The following is a 17,156-nucleotide window of genomic DNA, read 5'->3' on the forward strand; positions in this document are numbered from 1 at the left end:
TCCCTGTGGGAGCGGGCATGCCCGCGAAGCAGGCACCGCGGTGGATGGCACCGGCTCTGCCGGTGTTCGCGGGCATGCCCGCTCCCACAGGGACCTCACACAAGCCAGATCAGTGGTTTTGCTTGCCGCTGAGGGCCGCATGGAAGTTGGCACTCTGGCGCAGGTACTGCTCGGTGTAGCTGTGGGTAGCGGCGGCCTTGCCGATGCTGTCGGCATGGGCATGGGCCGGCAGTACGACCGAAGCTGAAATGGCGGATGCGGCAATGACCGGGAAGAGATTGAAGTTCATCTGGGTTGACCTCGACGGCGGTGGTTTGACGGTGGCCCGTTTGGGCCTTGGGTCAAACTTACGCCGCCGACGCCGAAGGCAAAAATTCATTGCACCAGTATCGATTATCACGCCGATCGATATCACTCGATGAACTTGAGGTCCGAAGGGGCATCCTGTGGCAGTGTCTGCACCGTCTCCAGCAGCTTGCCGCTGCGCGGATCGCGGCGCATGACCACGATCTGGTTGCTCTTCTGGTTGGCCACCAGCAGGTAGTTGCCGCTCGGGTCTAGGGTAAACTCCCGTGGGTGATCACCCTCCACCGAACGGCGCTGCAGGAAAGTCAGCTGGCCGTCGTCCTTGCCCACGCCAAACACCACGATTTCATTGGCCGTGCCACGATTGCTCACGTACAGGAAACGCCCGTCCGCCGACAGGTGCAGGCCGCCCGCAGCCTTGGCTGCCGCATCCTGCTGTTCGGTCAATGGCAGGCGCTGGCGCTCCAGCAGGGCATCGTCCTTGACCTCGAACATCGCCACTTCTCCGCTCATTTCCAGCGTCAGGTAGGCATGCCTGCCCTTGGCGTCGAACAGCAGGTGGCGGGGGCCACTGCCGGGTGGCAAGTCCACCGAGGCCGGAATGGCCGGGCTCAATGGCTGGTCCGGGCTCGCACCGTCGTATCGGTAGATGAACACTTTGTCGGCACCCAGATCGCTGGCATAGAGATGCTGGCCGTTGGGCGACAACACCAGCGAATGCACATGGGGGCCGGCCTGGCGCTCAGGGTTCACGCCACTTGGCTTGTGTTGCAGTTGCTGCACGACTTGCTTGAGCTTGCCGTCCCTTGCCACCGGGATCACCACCAGGCTGCCGCCCGGATCGGGCTTGACCGCATAGTTGGCCACGAACAGGAAACGCTGGTCGCGGCTAAGGCTGGCGTGGGTCGGCTCGTCGCCTTTGCTGGCCACTTGATTGAGCGGCTTGATCTCGCCCTTGGCGCTGACCGTGAAACTGCTGGCGTGGCCGCCCGGGGTTTCATTGACCGCGAACAGCAGGCGCTGGTCGGCTGACAGCACCAGCCACGACGGGCTGACGCTCTTCACCACTTGCTGCGGGGTGGGGTCGATATGGCCGCGCTTGTCGTCGAACTGGTAGCGGTAGATACCCTGGCTGGCGCCATCGGTGTAGCTGCCCACCAGCAAGGTAGCGGCGTGGGCATGCATTGTCAGGCTCATCAGGCTAGCGGTCAGCAGGCTCGTCCAGGTCCGGTTCATCGTGGTCTTCATCCGGGGCGCGAAAGGCACTCATACAGACTAGCCGATGCTCGCCGTCGGCATCGTCGAGTTGCCACTCGTCACCACTGGCGGTGGCGGCGGCGACTTGCTCGGGGGTGAAGGACCAGCGGCGCAGCTGACGGCCGTCCATGCATTCGACGGTGAGGCCGGATTCATCGGCGGTGAAGTCGAAGGCGTGCAGGCCGTCGATCAGGAGCATGTCGCAGGTTTGCAGGGCGGTGGCGAGGGGGGACATGGGGGTACCTGTAAGGGATGTGGCGGCATTATAACCCTGGGGCTGCTTTGCAGCCCATCGCAGGCAAGCCAGCTCCCACAGGGACCACACAAACCTGAAGGCTTGCGCTGTACCTGTGGGAGCTGGCTTGCCTGCGATGGGCCGCAAAGCGGCCCCCTGCAATTCAATGGGCGAAAATCGAGCCCCCTTCCTTGCCCACCATCTTCTCAGGCTTGATCAGGAACCGCGCCAGCGCCGGCAGCAGCCACAATGCGCCAAACATGTTCCACAGCAGCATGAAAGTCAGCATCAACCCCATGTCGGCCTGGAACTTGATCGCCGAGAAGATCCAGGTACAAACGCCAATGGCCAGGCACAAGCCGGTGAACAGCACCGCTTTACCGGTCGAGCGCAAGGTCTGGTAATAGGCCTCCTGCAACGGCAACCCGGCACGCAGGAAGCTCTCCAGCCGGCTGTAGATGTAGATGCCGTAATCCACGCCAATGCCCACACCCAGCGCCACCACCGGCAAGGTCGCCACCTTCACCCCGATGCCCATATAGGCCATCAGCGCGTTGCCCAGCACCGAGGTCAGTACCAGCGGCAGCACGATGCACAGCGTGGCGGCAAACGAGCGGAAGGTGATCAGGCACATCACCGCCACGCATATGTACACCAGGATCAGGATGGTCAGCTCGGCCGACTTGATCACTTCGTTGGTCGCCGCCTCGATCCCGGCGTTACCCGCCGCCAGCAGGAACTGCAGGCCTTCCTTGTTGTGGCTGTCGGCAAACGCCTTGGCCACGGCGGTAACCCGTTCAAGGGTTTCGGCCTTGTGGTCGTTGAGGAACACCAGCACCGGCGCCAGCGAGCAATCGCCGTTGTACAGGCCGTCGGCACGGGCGATGGAGTTGTTGAGGATGTCCGGGTTGCGCGACAGGGTTTCCCATTTCAGGCTGCCCTCGTTCATGCCCTTGATCACTTGCTTGGACACGGTCACCAGGGAAATCGCCGACTGCACGCCCGGGGTGTTCTGCATGGTCCACATCAGCTCGTCGACCGGGGCCATGGTCGAGTGGATCGAACACTGCTCCGGCGGGGTCTTGACCATGATCACCAGCACGTCGGAGCTGGTGGAGTAGTTGCTGATGATGAAGTTGTTGTCCTGGTTGTAGCGCGAGTCGGGGCGCAGCTCCGGTGCGCCCTGGTCGAGGTCGCCGATTTTCAGGTTCTGGCTGTACCACAGGCCACCGGCAAAGGCGACCAGCGCCAGGGCCACGGACACCGGCGCCACCTTGGCACTGGCGAAATTCGACAGCAGGCGCCAGAACGGGTGTTCGCGGGTCGCGTCCTTCTTGCTGCGCTCGATGGCCTTCTTGCTGATGCCAACGTAGGAGATAGCCACCGGCAACAGGATCAGGTTGGTGAACACGATCACCGCCACGCCGATGGACGCGCCGATGGCCAACTCGCGAATTACCCCGATATCGATGATCAGCAGGGTGATGAAGCCCACCGCGTCGGCGAGAATGGCGATCATCCCCGGCAGGAACAGCTGGCGGAACGTGCGTCGGGCTGCCGTGAGGGCATTGTCGGCGTCACTGGACTGCAAGGCGATGCCGTTGATCTTCTGCACCCCGTGGGAAATGCCGATGGCGAAGATCAGGAACGGCACCAGCATCGAATAAGGGTCCAGGCCAAAGCCCACCGCATGCATCAGCCCCAGCTGCCAGACCACCGCCACCAGGGTGGTGATGAGCACGGCGATGGTGCTGCGGATGCACCAGGTGAACCAGTACAGCAGCACCCAGGTGATCGCCAGGGCGACACCGAAGAACATTGCCACCATCACCAGGCCGTCGATCAGGTCGCCGACTTTCTTGGCGAAGCCGACGATATGCACCTTCACGTTGGGGTTCTGCGCCTGGAACTTGTCACGGATCTTTTCTTCCAGCAGGTGCGAAAACTGCTGGTAGTCGAGCTTCACCTGTTTGCCCGGGTCTTGCGGGTCGGGGTAGCTCTCCAGCAGCGGTACGTCGACGATGCTGGACTTGAAGTTGTTGCCTACCAGCCGCCCCACCTGGCCAGACTTGAGCACGTTGTCACGCAGGGTGTCGAGGCTGTCCTGCGAACCGTTGTAGGTGTTGGGGATCACCTCACCACCGGAAAAACCCTCTTCGGTGACTTCGCTCCAGCGCACGCTGGGGCTCCACAGTGACTTGAGCCCGGCACGGTCGACGCCGGGGATGTAGAACACCTCGTCATGAACCTGGCGCAGGGTTTCCATGTAGTCCTTGTCGAAGATGTCGCCGTTCACCGCTTCCACCGAGATGCGCACGGTGTTGCCCAGGTTGGCCAGGTCGTTGCGGTGCTCCATCATCTGCTCGATGAACGGGTGCTGCAGCGGGATCATTTTCTCGAAGCTGGTGGACGGGCGGATCTGCGTGGCCTGCCAGAACAGGAAAATGCTCACCAGCACGCACAGGGCGATGACCACGGGGCGGTTGTTGAAGATCAGGCGTTCGAGCAGCGTGGCCTTGTCCTGGTGATGCGGGTGCATGGTAATGCTCTCCCTGCTGGTCATCGGCTTGCCCCCTCGGCGCCTTGGGCATCCGCCAGGTGCACGCCACCCTGCCCCACCAGCAGCAGGCCGCCGTTGGCCAGGCCGCTGACGCCCGCCAGGGCGATGCGGTCGGCACGGTTGTACACGCTGAAGGTCTGGCCACCATCGGCACTGCGCAGCACGCTGCCACCGTTGCCGACCAGCACCAAGGTGCCATCATCGAGAAGCGTAGCGCTTGCCAGGCCGAATTCGAGGTTGCCGCGCGCGGCCTTGAGTGCGATGGGCTGCCAGCTGTCACCAAAATCGGTGGAGCGGAACAGGTTGCCGCGCAGGCCGTAGGCCAGCAGGGTGTGCGGCTGGGCGGTGCCGATCACGCCGAACAGCGAGCCTTCGTACGGGCCCTCAACCTTGGCCCAGGTCTGGCCGTTGTCAGCGGAGCGGAACATGCCGCCCTGCTCGCCCACGATGAACAGGCCGGCATCGCGCACCCGGGCGATGCCGTTCAGGTGAAGCTGGTCGGGGTTGTCCAGGCGCTCGGCCACGTCCTGCCAGTGCTGGCCGCCGTCGGTGGTTTCCAGCAAGGCACCGTAGGCCCCCACGGCAAAGCCGTGCTGGGCATCGAGGAAGGCGATATCGAGCAAGGGTGCTTCGCGGGCGAGGTCTTCGAACTGCTTGGCCCAGGTGGCGCCGCCGTCGCTACTGGTAAGGATCTGCGCATCGTGGCCGACCGCCCAGCCGCGCTTGTCGTCCATGAAGAACACGGCGGTGAGTAGTTGCCGGGTGGGCACGCGGGCCTGAGTCCAGGTGTTGCCCTGGTCGTCGGAGAACAGGATATGGCCACGATCGCCCACCACCACCAGGCGTTTGCCGGCATGGGTGGCGCCGATCAGCAGGCTTTGGCTGGCCTTGGCCGATTCGGTGGAATATTCGTCGGCGGCGGCGGCCTGAGCACTGTCGGCCCACACCCCCAAAGCCAGCGCCAGCACTGCGCTGGCCGCCCATGGCCAGGCACCACGCCTGGCTGGCACCTGTAGCTGTTCCCTCATGACTGCCCCCTGTTGTGTTCTTTTTGGTGGGTCAATGCATTGCAGGTACTGCGAAAAGCCTGATCTAGAGGCCTGCAATAGCTTGAGGGGATCGTAGCGGGGAGGTTGGCGGGATTACAACGGGCGGGGTGTTATGTTTTGTTGTCGGCTTGAAAAAGCCGGGGCCGCTGTGCGGCCCATCGCGACACAAGGCCGCTCCCACAGGATGATCACTGCTTTCAAGGCCTGTGATATCCCTGTGGGAGCGGGCATGCCCGCGAAGGGCTGCACAGCAGCCCCAGTTTCTAACAGGCTTACGCCAGGCTCTTGCTCACCACTTCATACACATCACTGGACAGCTCACCCGAAGCCAGAATCCGCTCCAGCTCGCCCTTCATCAGACCCTGGCGCGCAGCGTCATACTTGCGCCAGCGGGTCAGCGGTGCCAATTGACGCGATGCGATCTGCGGGTTCAGCGCATTCAGCTTGATCACCAGGTCCGCCAGGAAGCGATACCCCGAGCCATCCGCCGCATGGAAGTTGACCAGGTTCTGCCCGGCAAACGCACCAATCAGTGCCCGCACCTTGTTCGGGTTCTTCAGGGTGAAGGCCGGGTGCTGCATCAGCGCCTTGACCCGCGCCAGCCCGCCTGGCAACGCGCTGGCCGCCTGCACGCTGAACCACTGGTCCATGACCAGCGGGTTGTCCTTGAAGTGCTCGGCAAAGGTTGCCAGCGCCTTGGCCCGCTCGGCTTCGAACGGCGAGTTGACCAGCACCGCCAGCGCGGTCAGGCGCTCGGTCATGTTGTCGCACTGCTCGAACTGCTCCAGGGTCGCTTCCAGCACCTGCGGTTTGCCGCTCTGCATCAGGTACGACAGGGCAATGTTTTGCAGGCTACGGCGGGCAAAGTGCTCGGCAGAGGCCACGTAGGCTGTGCGGCGCGACACGTCACGGTTGGCCTGGTAACGCGCCCACAGGGCATCGAACAGCTGATCGGCGATCTGCTGGCGGGCGAACTCACGGGCAGCGTGGATGGCGTCCACGTCGGCCACCTGGCTGATTTCGGTGAGGTAGGCTTCACCCGGCAGCGAGAGCATTTCGGCCACCATGGCCGGGTCCAGCGCTTCATTGCCCAGCACGGTGCCCAGGGCGATGATCAGGCGCTGGTCGAGCTTGAGCGCTTCGCCGCGCTGGTGTTGGCCGATCAGTTCCTGCAACACCTGCACCGACAGTTGCTGGCCCGCCTCCCAGCGGTTGAAGCCGTCGCTGTCGTGCTGCATCAGGAACATCAGCTGGTCGCGGTCGTACGGGAAGCTCAGCTTCACCGGGGCGCTGAAGCCACGCAACAGCGATGGCAACGGCTTGGCCGCGATGCCCTGGAAGGTGAAGGTTTGCTCGGCTTCGGTCACCGACAGCACGCGGCTGCTACCCTGGGCAGCGGCTTCGCCGGCCAGTTGCAGCGGCAGGTCGTTGCCAGCGGCATCCAGCAGGCCCAGCTCGACCGGGATCACGAACGGCAGTTTTTCGGCCTTGTCCGGGGTTTGCGGGCAGCTCTGGCGGAAGGTGAGGCTGTAGGTCTGCGCAGCCGCGTCATAGGCTTCGCTGACCTCCAGGCGCGGGGTACCGGCCTGGCTGTACCAGCGCTTGAACTGGGTGAAGTCGACGCCGTTGGCGTCTTCCATGGCCTTGATGAAGTCGTCGGTGGTCACCGCCTGGCCATCGTGGCGTTCAAAGTACAAGTCGCTGCCTTTGCGGAAGCCTTCGTTACCCAGCAGAGTACGGACCATGCGCACCACTTCGGCGCCCTTCTCGTACACGGTCAGGGTGTAGAAGTTGGAAATTTCGATGAAGCTGTCGGGGCGCACCGGGTGGGCCATGGGGCCAGCGTCTTCGGCGAACTGGTGGGTGCGCAGGTAGGCGACGTCTTCGATACGCTTGACCGTGCGCGAGTTCATGTCGGCGCTGAACTCGGCATCGCGGAACACCGTGAAGCCTTCCTTGAGCGACAGCTGGAACCAGTCACGGCAGGTGACGCGGTTGCCCGACCAGTTGTGGAAGTACTCGTGGGCGACCACGCCTTCGACGCGCTGGTGCGCGGCATCGGTGGCGGTTTCGGCACGGGCCAGCACACAGCTGGAGTTGAAGATGTTCAGGCCCTTGTTTTCCATGGCGCCCATGTTGAAGTCGTTGACCGCAACAATCATGAAGATGTCCAGGTCGTACTCACGGCCATAGACTTCTTCATCCCAGCGCATGGACTTCTTCAGGCTGACCATGGCGTGGTCGCACTTGTCGATGTTCTCGGGCTCGACGTAGATACGCAGGGTCACGTCCCGGCCGGACTGGCGCACGAAGTTGTCCTCGACGCACCACAGGTCACCGGCCACCAGCGCGAACAGGTAGGCCGGCTTCATGAACGGGTCTTCCCAGGTGGCCCAGTGGCGACCATCTTCGGCCGGCCCGCTGCCGATCGGGTTACCGTTGGACAACAGAATCGGGTAGCGATGCTGCTCGGCGATCACCGTGGTGGTGAAGGTGCTCATCACGTCCGGGCGGTCGAGGTAATAGGTGATCTTGCGGAAGCCCTCGGCCTCGCACTGGGTGCAGAACATCTTGCCCGACTTGTACAGGCCTTCCAGCGCGGTGTTGCTCTCGGGGTGGATCTTCACGCTGGTGTCGAGGGTGAAACGCTCGGCCTTGGGGTGCACGGTCAGGCTGTCGACGTCCAGCTGATAGTCGCCCGCGTGCAGTTCCTGGTCGTCCAGCGAAGCGCGCAGCAGCTCCAGCTGCTGGCCATCGAGCACCAGAGGCGGCAGCCCGGCACCGCGTGCCGGGTTGCGGCGCATGACCAGTTGCGCGTGAACCAGGGTGTGGTCCTCGAACAGCTCGAAGGTCAGGTGCGTCTCGTCGATCAGGTATTCGGGCGCCTGGTAATCCTTGAGGTAGATCACTTGCGGTTGTTCGGTACGCATGTGCTGGTCCTTTTTACTGGAGCACGGCCAACTGGTAGGCCGTGTACTTGCGAATATTGATCACACCGGTGTCGAAGATCAGGTACTGGCCCTTGATGCCCAGCAGCGTGCCTTCCACTACCGGGTTCTTGTCGAGGTTGAAGCTGACGATCTTTGTCGGGTAGGCCTCGACCGGGTAACGCATCTGCACCACTTCGGCGTCCGGCAGTGGCTGGATCGCCTGCAGGCCAAAGCGCCCTTGCAGCTCGCGCAGGCCGTCGGCGCAGGCGTCGAAAATCTGGTCACGAATGGCCGGCAGGTCGAGCGCCTCGGCGTCGCCCTTGAGCAGCGCGCGCCAGTTGGTGCGGTCTGGCACCTGGCTGCGCAGCACGTCTTCGACCAGGCCGGATTGCTGGCGGGTGGCTACGCGCATGATCGGCAAAGCCTGGCTGGCACCCTGGTCGAGCCAGCGGGTGGGCAACTGGGTGGCGCGGGTGATGCCGACCTTGATCCCCGACGAATTGGCCAGGTAGACCACGTGGTCGGTCATGCAGAACTGTTCGCCCCAGGACGGTTCGCGGCAAGTGCCGGCGTCGTAGTGGCATTTTTCCGGGGCCATGATGCACACATCGCACTGGGCCAGCTTGGTCATGCACGGGTAGCAATAACCCTGGCTGAAGCTGGTCTTGGTGCGCTTGCCGCAATGGCTGCAGTGAATGGCGCCGAGGTATTCCAGGCGCAGGCGCTGGCCGATCAACGGGTTGACCGACACCTGCGTGTCATCCAGGCGAAAGCTGTACTGCACCACCGGTGCCTGCAGGCTTACCGCCATCTTGCTCAACGAGCCACGAGCGAGTTCGATCAATGTACCGAGTCCGACTTGAACAGAATGTTGGCGATCGGCGCAGACTTCGATGCGCATTCCTGCGGGCCCATGTAACCGGTGCGCTGGTCTTCAGGCAGGTTTTTCATCTCCCAGGCGATAACCGCCTGCAACGACAGCTCTTTCTGCTCGGCAGTGAGCTTGCGGCCATCCGACCATTTGCCGATTTCCACGGCCAGTTTCAGGCTTTCGTAGATTTCCGGGGTGATGTTTTCAATCATTTGCGCGAAAGTGGACATAGTGTCTCCTGATTCAAGCTGACAGTTTACGCCGGGCCAGCGCCCCGCCCAAGAGCCCGGTCAGGCATCCGATGAGCAGCCCGCCCACGTGGGCGGCGTTGGCAATCTGGCCAAGGCCGAGGGTGCCGACCACACCGGTCAGGCACACCACCAGCCAGATCAGCATCATGACCAGCACGCCCTTGGGCAGGTTGAAGTAACGGTTGGGTGCCAGCCACTGGAACAGCCACACATGCCCGAGCAGGCCGTACAGCACGCCAGACAGGCCGCCGAACAGGCTCGGCCCGCTGGTGTAGTGCTGGGCCAGGTTGGACACCAGGCTGAACAGCAGGGTCAGGCCCAGCAGCATCCACGGGCCCTGGCGCAGTTCGATGCGTTTGCCCAGTTCCCAGTACCACAGGCTGTTCATGGCCAGGTGCAGCACGCCGAAATGCAGCAGCATGGGCGATACCAGGCGCCACCACTGGCCTGCGTCCAGGGTTTGCGCCAGCGGGGTGAAGTACAGGTAGTCGCCCTGCACGCGGAAGTCGAGGAAGGTGAACCAGCTGATGGTGGTGAAGTTGTCGCCCAGGCTGGTGAGGCCGGCGACGATGAAGCATGCCAGCAGGGTCAGGGCGGTGATTTTGCAGGCTTTGGCTTGCTCTACCAGGGAGGGTTGTGTGGGGCTATTCGCGGGCAAGCCCGCTCCCACAGGGTCCTGCGTAAGTTCGAGGTCGGCGTTGCCGTCAGGGTAGCGCTGGTAGAGTTGCATCACGTCTTCGGCGAGGGTGTCGGGGGCCCAGAGCACCTGGGCATCGCCCTCTTCGCTCACCCGGTGCGGCACTTGCAGGCGCTGCAACAGGTGGACGAAGCCGCTGAGGTCGACCGACAGCGGCAGGCGCATCACTTCGATAATGTTCATTGGTTGGCCTGTGGGCGGTCGACGTCAACCCAGACGAACTTGTGCGGGTCGATGCGGGTTTCATCATCCAGCCGATAGGCCACCAGCTTGCCGTAAAGCACGGCGCTGTAGTCCAGGCAGGCCAGGTTGGCGCGGATCGGCGCCGGGCGGCCGCTGCGCCAGTAATGGCCAACGAACAGCAAGGGCTCGTTTTCGTCGTAGCGCAGCAAGGCATTCTTCTGGCTGTGGCTGAGCGGGGTGCTGGCCACCTCTTCTGGCAAGGCATCGGGCTGGAACACGATGTCGCCGTAGGTTTGCGGGTCTTCTTCCCAGAACTTGGTGCGGAAGAAGGCGCGGGTCAGGCCGTCGCCGCCGGTCAGGGTCAGGCCGTCCGGCAGGCGCATGTCGGTGCCGCGCAGCAAGCGGTTGCAGACCGTGGCGGCGAAACTGTTGCTCACCGCCGAGGCCTGGATGAAGTGTTGGTCGATACGCCCGTCGGGGTACTGCTGGCGCAATGGCCCGATCAGGCGCGGGTCCCAGCAGGCATGCACCAGGCGGAAGCGCCCGGCGTCGACGAACAGCGGCATCTGGTAGAACCAGTTGACGAAGTCGTGCCAGTCGCCGGGGTGCTGGGCGAACTGGGTCAGGGTTTCGTCGATCAGCCGGGCATGGCGTGGCGTGTGCTCGCGCACATAGGCTTTGCCGCTGCCGGGCAGTGCCGGGGTCACCCAGCCCAGGGCGTTGTACTCGTGGTTGCCCATGATGCACAACGCCTGGCCGGCCTCGACCATGTCGTGGACGATATGCAGCGCCTCGCGAATGCGTGGCCCGCGGTCGACGATATCGCCCAGGAACAGCGCCATGCGCCGCGGGTGGCGCCACACGCCGGCCACGCGCTGGTAACCGAGGGCGTCGAGCAGGCGTTCAAGGGTCAGCGCACAGCCGTGCACGTCACCGATGATGTCGAAACTTCGCGCCGGATCGAACATCAGTCGTCCCTGCTCCCCAGGCGGCTGCCCCAACCCAGCTTGGTGCGGCAAACCTCGTAGTAATTGTGGTCCAGCGGGTGGATCAGGCGCAGTTTCTGCGGCTTCTTGCTGACCGTGATGGTGTCGCCGGGGGCGCAGGTGAAGTGGTTCTGGCCGTCACAAGACACCTGCGGGTAGATCTGCAAGTCCTTGGACACCACGATCTTCAGCTCGCTGTTGCCGTCGACCACGATCGGCCGGCCCGACAGGGTGTGCGGGTACATCGGCACGATGACGATGGCATCGAGCTTGGGGTGCATGATCGGACCACCGGCCGACAGCGCATAGGCGGTGGAACCGGTGGGGGTGGCGACGATCAGGCCGTCGGCCTTCTGGCTGCAGACGAACTGGCCGTCGATGTAGATTTCGAACTCGATCATGCGCGTGGACTTGCCCGGGTGCAGCACCACGTCATTCAGCGCATCGCCCTGGCCAATGGCTTCGTGGTGGCGGCGCACCTCGGCCTGCAGCAGGAAGCGGTTTTCCACCAGGTAGTGGCCGTCGAGCACCTCGGCGACTTTCTCTTCCAGCTCATCGGGACGGATGTCGGTAAGAAAGCCCAGGTTGCCACGGTTGATGCCCAGCACCGGTATGTTGTGGCGGGCCAGCGCACGGGCGGCGCCCAGCAGGCTACCGTCGCCGCCCACCACGATGACCAGGTCGCAGACCTCACCCAGCAGCTTGCGGGTGGAGGTTTGCAGGCCGTGGCCGGGTAGCACTTCGGCGATGGTGTCCTCGAGGATCACGTGCAGGTGGCGGTCGAGGAGGAATTTTTTCAGTCGGCGAATGGTGTCGAGCACCTGCGAGCTGCCAAGGCGACCGATGATACCGATATTGCGAAATTGCTCCATGGGGCTCCTGCGAGGCTCTGCGGCGGGTGACGATGGGCCGATTATGGGCGAAACCACCGGGTAGCGGCAAACCGGCTATGCTCGCTGCATGACGCCATTCATGCATCTACATGACCTGCCCCGGCAACTGCGCCGCCCTGCGGTACGCGACCTGGCCTGGGCCCTGCTGTCGCCGCCCTTGCTCAGCGCCCCGCCCTGCCCCCAGCGCCACCCGCTGGCAGGCAGCCTGTGGGCAGAGCAGCCGCAGCGCCTTGAGCAGTGGTTGCGGGCGCTGGATAAGGATGACCGCGCCTTGCAGGACTGGTTGGCAAAGCTGGGCAGCCGGCGGCTGGGGCATTACTACGAACGCCTGTGGCAATTCGCCCTGGGCCAGGCGCCAGGCATAGAGCTGCTGGCAGCCAACCTGGCGATTCGGGACGCTGTGCGCACGCTGGGCGAGCTGGACGTGGTGCTGCGTGACCGTGACGGCGTGCACCACCTGGAACTGGCAATCAAGTTGTACCTGGGGCCGCCAGGCGCCGGGCACGACCCGCACGCCTGGCTTGGGCCTGGTTGCCATGACCGGCTGGGGACCAAGCTTGCGCATCTGGCGGGGCACCAGTTGCCCATGTCGAGCGGGGCGCATAGCCGCGAGCTGCTGAACCAGCTGGGGATTGCTGAGCTACAGGCCCATGTGTGGCTGGGGGGATATCTGTTCTATCCCTGGCCCGGGCATGCCCAACCTCCCGCGGGCGCCAATCCGCAGCACTTGCGCGGGCGCTGGGTACGGCGGCAGGACTGGGCCATGACCGAGGGTGAGCATTGGCAGCCGCTGCAGCGGCATGCCTGGCTGGCACCGGCACGGGTCGAGGCCGGTGAATGCTGGGCGGTGGAGCAGTTTGCGGCCTGGTTGCATGTGCTGGAGCGGCAGGCGCCGGCGCAGTTGCTGGTGAGGCTGGAGCCTGATGTTGATGGCGCCTGGCAGGAAGTAGAGCGGGTGTTTCTGGTGGCTGATGACTGGCCGTATCTGCCCGATAATTGATGTCGCCTGTTCTGGCCTCTTCGCGGGCACGCCCGCTCCCACAGTTACCGCACAGATTTCAAAGACTGTGCAGTACCTGTGGGAGCGGGCGTGCCCGCGAAGAGGCCAGTGCCGGCAACACAATTTTCACAGACCCAGCGCAACGATCTGTTCCTGGTAACCACTACAGTGGTACCTGAGCGCCATCAAGAGCGCCATTCCGACCTGATGACGAGGACCGATCATGGTTTCATCCACCCCCGCGACCCATTACGCGCGCCTGTCCATCGCCCTGCACTGGCTGATGCTGGTGCTGCTGGCCGCTGTCTATGCGCTTATCGAACTGCGCGGCCTGTTCCCCAAGGACAGCGTCGAACGCAACCTGATGAAAGACCTGCACTTCATGCTCGGGCTCAGCGTGTTCGTGCTGGTCTGGTTGCGCCTGGCCATGCGCCTGAGCCGCCCGACCCCGCCCATCGTGCCCAAGCCACCGGCCTGGCAGACCGGCCTTGCGCACCTGATGCACCTGGCGCTGTACCTGCTGATGATCGGCATGCCGCTGGCCGGCTGGCTGATCCTCAGCGCCGCCGACAAACCGGTACCGTTCTTCGGCCTGGAGTTACCACACCTGATCGGCCCGGACCCGGACCAGGCCAAGTTCATCAAAGGCTGGCATGAGCGTATCGGCAGCTGGGGCTACTGGCTGATCGGCCTGCACGCGCTGGCCGGGCTGTACCACCATTACGTACAGCGCGACAACACGCTGCTACGCATGCTGCCCTACAAGTAACCGCGTTGGCCCTGCAGGCCACCGGTATGCACGACGATCAGGCGGGTGCCGGGCGCGAACAGCCCGGCCTCGACCTGGTCGCGCAGGGCCAGCAGGGCCTTGCCGGTGTAGAGGGCTTCGAGTGGCACACCGCTGTGCTGCTCGCATTCGGCGATGAAGGCCAGCAGCTGATCGTCGAACTTGCCAAAACCGCCGCGGCAGGCGTCATGAAGCTGGTAGCCGTGTGCGCCGGCCAGTGCTGCCACCGTTTGAGGTACGCCATGATCCCTGGGCACGGCCAGTGCGCCATGCACGGCATGTGCGCCGGCCTCCGCCAGTACCAGGCCGGCCAGGGTTGTACCCGTTCCGGCAGCCAGCCACCAGGCGTCATAACCAGGCCAGCCCAGCGCCGCGATTTGTGAGCGCGCCTGCGCCATGATCAAGGTACAGCCCTGTGCACCGGCCAGCCCGCCGCCGCCTTCGGGGATGCAATGCCAGCCGGGGTAGCGGACCTGCCATGGTTCCCAGAAGCCGGCTTCGTTGCGTGCGCGATAGCCGCCATAGCCCAGCCAGTGCAGTTCCATGCCCAGCGCCTGCAGGTCACGCACAGTGGGTGTGTGCTGGGCGTGGCCGCGCAGCAGGCCAGCAGTGGCGAAACCGAAGCGCTTGCCGGCGGCGGCCAGGGCGTGCAGGTGGTTGGAATGGTTACCGCCCAGGCTGATCAGGCCCGGGGCGTTGCTGGCGCTGGCTTGTTGCAGGTGGTGGCGGAGCTTGAACCATTTGTTGCCGCTGATCAGGGGGTCGATCAGGTCCAGGCGCAGGATGGCGGCCTGGACCTGGGCTTGTTGCAGCCAGGGCAGGTTCAGGGGTTGCAGGGGGGCTTGTGGGAGGTCGAAAAACATCGTGCGAGTTTACCAGCGAAATCCTGGGGCCGCTGTGCGGCCCTTCGCGGGCTTGCCCGCTCCCACAGGTTTGGCGCTGACTTCAGGAGTGCGCTATCCCTGTGGGAGCGGGCAAGCCCGCGAAGGGCTGCAAAGCAGCCCCGGCAATCTCAGAGCTCAGCCGCCAACCTTGAGCCCTGGTTGATCGCCCGCTTGGCATCCAGCTCGGCCGCCACATCCGCACCACCAATCAGGTGCACCGACTGCCCTGCCGCCACCAGCCCGTCCTGCAATTCGCGCAGCGGGTCCTGCCCTGCGCAGATCACCACATTGTCCACCGGCAACACCTGCGGCTCGCCATCCGCCACACGAATGTGCAGGCCGGCATCGTCGATCCCCAGGTACTCGACACTGTTCAGCATCTGCACCCGCTTGTTCTTAAGCCCGGTGCGGTGAATCCAGCCGGTGGTCTTGCCCAGGCCATCACCTACTTTGGACGCCTTGCGCTGCAACAGGTACACCTGCCGCGCCGGTGCATGGGGCTCGGCCTTGACCCCGGCTACACCACCACGGGCTTCCAGGCGGGTATCGATGCCCCACTCCTTCCAGAACGCCTCACGGTCCTGGCTGGTGGCCACGCCATGGTGCACAAGGTACTCGGACACATCGAAGCCGATCCCCCCCGCACCTATGACCGCGACCGCCTTGCCCACGGGTTTGCGTTCGAGCAACACATCCAGGTAGCTGAGCACCTTGGCATGTTCGACACCAGGAATGGCCGGGGTACGTGGGGCGATGCCGGTAGCCAGGATAATGTCGTCGTAGCCGCCACTCACCAGCGCCTGCACATCGACACGGGTATTCAGGCGCAGGTCCACGCCGGTATTTTTCACCTTGTTGCGGAAGTAGCGCAGGGTTTCGTAGAACTCTTCCTTGCCCGGCACCCGCTTGGCGACGTTGAACTGCCCGCCAATTTCGCTGGCAGCGTCGAACAGGGTGACCAAATGGCCGCGCTCGGCTGCCACGGTGGCCGCTGCCAGGCCAGCCGGGCCGGCACCCACCACGGCAATGCGCTTCACTGCCCGCACGGGCAGGTAGTTGAGTTCGGTTTCGTGGCAGGCACGCGGGTTGACCAGGCAGCTGGTCAGCTTGCCGCCAAACGTGTGGTCCAGGCAGGCCTGGTTGCAACCGATGCACGTGTTGATCTCATCGGCACGGCCGGCCGCCGCCTTGTTGACGAAGTCCGGGTCGGCCAGGAACGGGCGGGCCATCGAGACCATGTCGGCATCACCCTCCGCCAGCACCGCCTCAGCCACTTCCGGGGTGTTGATGCGGTTGGTGGTGATCAACGGGATGCTCACCACGCCACGCAGCTTGGCAGTCACCTTGCTGAATGCCGCACGCGGCACCTTGGTGGCGATGGTCGGGATTCGCGCTTCGTGCCAGCCAATACCGGTGTTGATCAAGGTCGCGCCGGCCTGCTCGATGGCCTTGGCCAGCAGTTCGATTTCGTCCCAGGTGCTGCCCCCCTCCACCAGGTCGAGCATCGACAAGCGGAAGATGATGATGAAGTTCGGCCCTACCGCGCCACGCACCCGGCTGACGATTTCCACCGCAAGGCGCATGCGGTTTTCATAGCTGCCGCCCCAGCGGTCGGTGCGGTGGTTGGTGTGGGCGGCGAGGAACTGGTTGATGAAGTAGCCTTCCGAACCCATGATCTCGACGCCGTCATAACCGGCACGCTGGGCCAGCACCGCGCAATTGACGAAGTCGGCGATCTGCTTCTCGATGCCCGCTTCGTCCAGCTCCCTGGGCTTGAACGGGTTGATCGGCGCCTGGATCGCGCTTGGCGCCACCTGGCGCGGGCTATAGGCATAGCGCCCGGCATGCAGGATCTGCAGGCAGATCTTGCCACCTGCGGCATGTACCGCTTCGGTGACGATGCGATGCTTGTCAGCCTCTTCCTCGGTGCTGAGCTTGGCCGCACCGGAATACACCCCGCCTTCATCGTTGGGCGCAATGCCGCCGGTGACCATCAGGCCGACGCCACCTCGGGCGCGCTCGGCAAAGTAGGCAGCCATGCGCTCGAAACCACCGGGGCGCTCCTCAAGGCCAGTGTGCATCGAGCCCATCAGGGTACGATTGCGCAAGGTGGTAAAGCCCAGGTCCAGCGGGGCGAGCAGGTGCGGGTAGCGGTCGGCGGCCATGGAAAGGTCCCCATTTGGCGTGGTCACGGGATGCGGGTGCCTCACCGGGCCCCGTCGTTTGTCTACCTGCGACATTAAACAGCCGTTTGAATTGGCTCAATG

General features: G+C 64.1%; 15 protein-coding genes. 2 read left to right on the forward strand and 13 right to left on the reverse strand.

All coding sequences use genetic code 11. The features are described 5' to 3' along the window. Window positions 1–109: 109 nt before the first annotated feature. From ACIQUI_RS18540 to ACIQUI_RS18590, 11 genes are all read right to left on the reverse strand, one after another. Complete coding sequence (locus ACIQUI_RS18540) at window positions 110–289, reverse strand: hypothetical protein (protein ID WP_403201300.1); 180 nt, start codon at window positions 287–289, stop codon at window positions 110–112. A 122-nt stretch (window positions 290–411) separates the two neighbouring features. After that, window positions 412–1,542 carry a lactonase family protein gene (locus tag ACIQUI_RS18545; protein ID WP_403201303.1) on the reverse strand — a complete coding sequence of 377 codons (1,131 nt, stop codon included), beginning with the start codon at window positions 1,540–1,542 and terminating at the stop codon, window positions 412–414. Next, entirely contained in the window at window positions 1,508–1,798 is a 291-nt protein-coding gene (locus tag ACIQUI_RS18550; protein ID WP_403201306.1) for a DUF5629 family protein, read from the reverse strand. The genes ACIQUI_RS18545 and ACIQUI_RS18550 overlap by 35 nt, the downstream gene beginning before the upstream one ends. A gap of 163 nt (window positions 1,799–1,961) precedes the next feature. Continuing rightward, complete coding sequence (locus tag ACIQUI_RS18555) at window positions 1,962–4,337, reverse strand: RND family transporter (protein ID WP_403201309.1); 2,376 nt, start codon at window positions 4,335–4,337, stop codon at window positions 1,962–1,964. Between the two features lie 20 nt (window positions 4,338–4,357). Further along, complete coding sequence (locus ACIQUI_RS18560; protein ID WP_403201312.1) at window positions 4,358–5,386, reverse strand: WD40/YVTN/BNR-like repeat-containing protein; 1,029 nt, start codon at window positions 5,384–5,386, stop codon at window positions 4,358–4,360. A gap of 293 nt (window positions 5,387–5,679) precedes the next feature. After that, window positions 5,680–8,337 (reverse strand): aminopeptidase N, encoded by a 2,658-nt coding sequence (gene pepN, locus ACIQUI_RS18565; RefSeq protein WP_403201314.1) that lies wholly within the window; start codon window positions 8,335–8,337, stop codon window positions 5,680–5,682. A 13-nt stretch (window positions 8,338–8,350) separates the two neighbouring features. Further along, window positions 8,351–9,181 carry a DUF2797 domain-containing protein gene (locus ACIQUI_RS18570; RefSeq protein WP_403201317.1) on the reverse strand — a complete coding sequence of 277 codons (831 nt, stop codon included), beginning with the start codon at window positions 9,179–9,181 and terminating at the stop codon, window positions 8,351–8,353. Beyond that, the gene (locus ACIQUI_RS18575) at window positions 9,178–9,438 is read right to left on the reverse strand and encodes a YeaC family protein (RefSeq protein WP_003260154.1); all 261 of its coding nucleotides are present in this window, start codon (window positions 9,436–9,438) and stop codon (window positions 9,178–9,180) included. The genes ACIQUI_RS18570 and ACIQUI_RS18575 overlap by 4 nt, the downstream gene beginning before the upstream one ends. 13 nt (window positions 9,439–9,451) lie before the next feature. Further along, window positions 9,452–10,339: a rhomboid family intramembrane serine protease gene (locus ACIQUI_RS18580; RefSeq protein ID WP_403201320.1), complete on the reverse strand. Its 888-nt coding sequence runs from the start codon at window positions 10,337–10,339 to the stop codon at window positions 9,452–9,454. Further along, window positions 10,336–11,307 carry a metallophosphoesterase gene (locus tag ACIQUI_RS18585; RefSeq protein WP_403201324.1) on the reverse strand — a complete coding sequence of 324 codons (972 nt, stop codon included), beginning with the start codon at window positions 11,305–11,307 and terminating at the stop codon, window positions 10,336–10,338. The genes ACIQUI_RS18580 and ACIQUI_RS18585 overlap by 4 nt, the downstream gene beginning before the upstream one ends. Further along, complete coding sequence (locus ACIQUI_RS18590; protein WP_016485536.1) at window positions 11,307–12,197, reverse strand: NAD(+) kinase; 891 nt, start codon at window positions 12,195–12,197, stop codon at window positions 11,307–11,309. The genes ACIQUI_RS18585 and ACIQUI_RS18590 overlap by 1 nt, the downstream gene beginning before the upstream one ends. Window positions 12,198–12,285: 88 nt before the next feature. Between ACIQUI_RS18590 and ACIQUI_RS18595 the strand changes: the two genes are divergently transcribed. Then, on the forward strand, window positions 12,286–13,218 hold the full coding sequence (locus ACIQUI_RS18595) for a DUF1853 family protein (protein WP_403201327.1): 933 nt from the start codon (window positions 12,286–12,288) through the stop codon (window positions 13,216–13,218). A 223-nt stretch (window positions 13,219–13,441) separates the two neighbouring features. Continuing rightward, window positions 13,442–13,987, forward strand: a complete 546-nt coding sequence (locus ACIQUI_RS18600) for a cytochrome b (protein WP_403201330.1) — start codon at window positions 13,442–13,444, stop codon at window positions 13,985–13,987. Here ACIQUI_RS18600 and ACIQUI_RS18605 read toward each other — a convergent pair. After that, window positions 13,978–14,868, reverse strand: a complete 891-nt coding sequence (locus ACIQUI_RS18605) for a 1-aminocyclopropane-1-carboxylate deaminase/D-cysteine desulfhydrase (RefSeq protein WP_403201333.1) — start codon at window positions 14,866–14,868, stop codon at window positions 13,978–13,980. The two genes, ACIQUI_RS18600 and ACIQUI_RS18605, sit on opposite strands and share 10 nt — an antisense overlap. Window positions 14,869–15,017: 149 nt before the next feature. Further along, complete coding sequence (locus ACIQUI_RS18610; RefSeq protein WP_403201336.1) at window positions 15,018–17,054, reverse strand: FAD-dependent oxidoreductase; 2,037 nt, start codon at window positions 17,052–17,054, stop codon at window positions 15,018–15,020. Between the last annotated feature and the right edge of the window lie 102 nt (window positions 17,055–17,156).

Origin of the sequence: Pseudomonas sp. NPDC090592 (assembly GCF_044769185.1) — a bacterium.
In the GTDB taxonomy this organism is placed as follows: Bacteria; Pseudomonadota; Gammaproteobacteria; order Pseudomonadales; family Pseudomonadaceae; genus Aquipseudomonas.

Bases quoted from the DNA above. Each gene is read 5' to 3' on its own strand.
- ACIQUI_RS18540 (WP_403201300.1), bottom strand. From the start codon at position 289: ATGAACTTCAATCTCTTCCCGGTCATTGCCGCATCCGCCATTTCAGCT.
- ACIQUI_RS18545 (WP_403201303.1), bottom strand. From the start codon at position 1,542: ATGAACCGGACCTGGACGAGCCTGCTGACCGCTAGCCTGATGAGCCTG.
- ACIQUI_RS18550 (WP_403201306.1), bottom strand. From the start codon at position 1,798: ATGTCCCCCCTCGCCACCGCCCTGCAAACCTGCGACATGCTCCTGATC.
- ACIQUI_RS18555 (WP_403201309.1), bottom strand. From the start codon at position 4,337: ATGCACCCGCATCACCAGGACAAGGCCACGCTGCTCGAACGCCTGATC.
- ACIQUI_RS18560 (WP_403201312.1), bottom strand. From the start codon at position 5,386: ATGAGGGAACAGCTACAGGTGCCAGCCAGGCGTGGTGCCTGGCCATGG.
- pepN (WP_403201314.1), bottom strand. From the start codon at position 8,337: ATGCGTACCGAACAACCGCAAGTGATCTACCTCAAGGATTACCAGGCG.
- ACIQUI_RS18575 (WP_003260154.1), bottom strand. From the start codon at position 9,438: ATGTCCACTTTCGCGCAAATGATTGAAAACATCACCCCGGAAATCTAC.
- ACIQUI_RS18580 (WP_403201320.1), bottom strand. From the start codon at position 10,339: ATGAACATTATCGAAGTGATGCGCCTGCCGCTGTCGGTCGACCTCAGC.
- ACIQUI_RS18585 (WP_403201324.1), bottom strand. From the start codon at position 11,307: ATGTTCGATCCGGCGCGAAGTTTCGACATCATCGGTGACGTGCACGGC.
- ACIQUI_RS18590 (WP_016485536.1), bottom strand. From the start codon at position 12,197: ATGGAGCAATTTCGCAATATCGGTATCATCGGTCGCCTTGGCAGCTCG.
- ACIQUI_RS18595 (WP_403201327.1), top strand. From the start codon at position 12,286: ATGACGCCATTCATGCATCTACATGACCTGCCCCGGCAACTGCGCCGC.
- ACIQUI_RS18600 (WP_403201330.1), top strand. From the start codon at position 13,442: ATGGTTTCATCCACCCCCGCGACCCATTACGCGCGCCTGTCCATCGCC.
- ACIQUI_RS18605 (WP_403201333.1), bottom strand. From the start codon at position 14,868: ATGTTTTTCGACCTCCCACAAGCCCCCCTGCAACCCCTGAACCTGCCC.
- ACIQUI_RS18610 (WP_403201336.1), bottom strand. From the start codon at position 17,054: ATGGCCGCCGACCGCTACCCGCACCTGCTCGCCCCGCTGGACCTGGGC.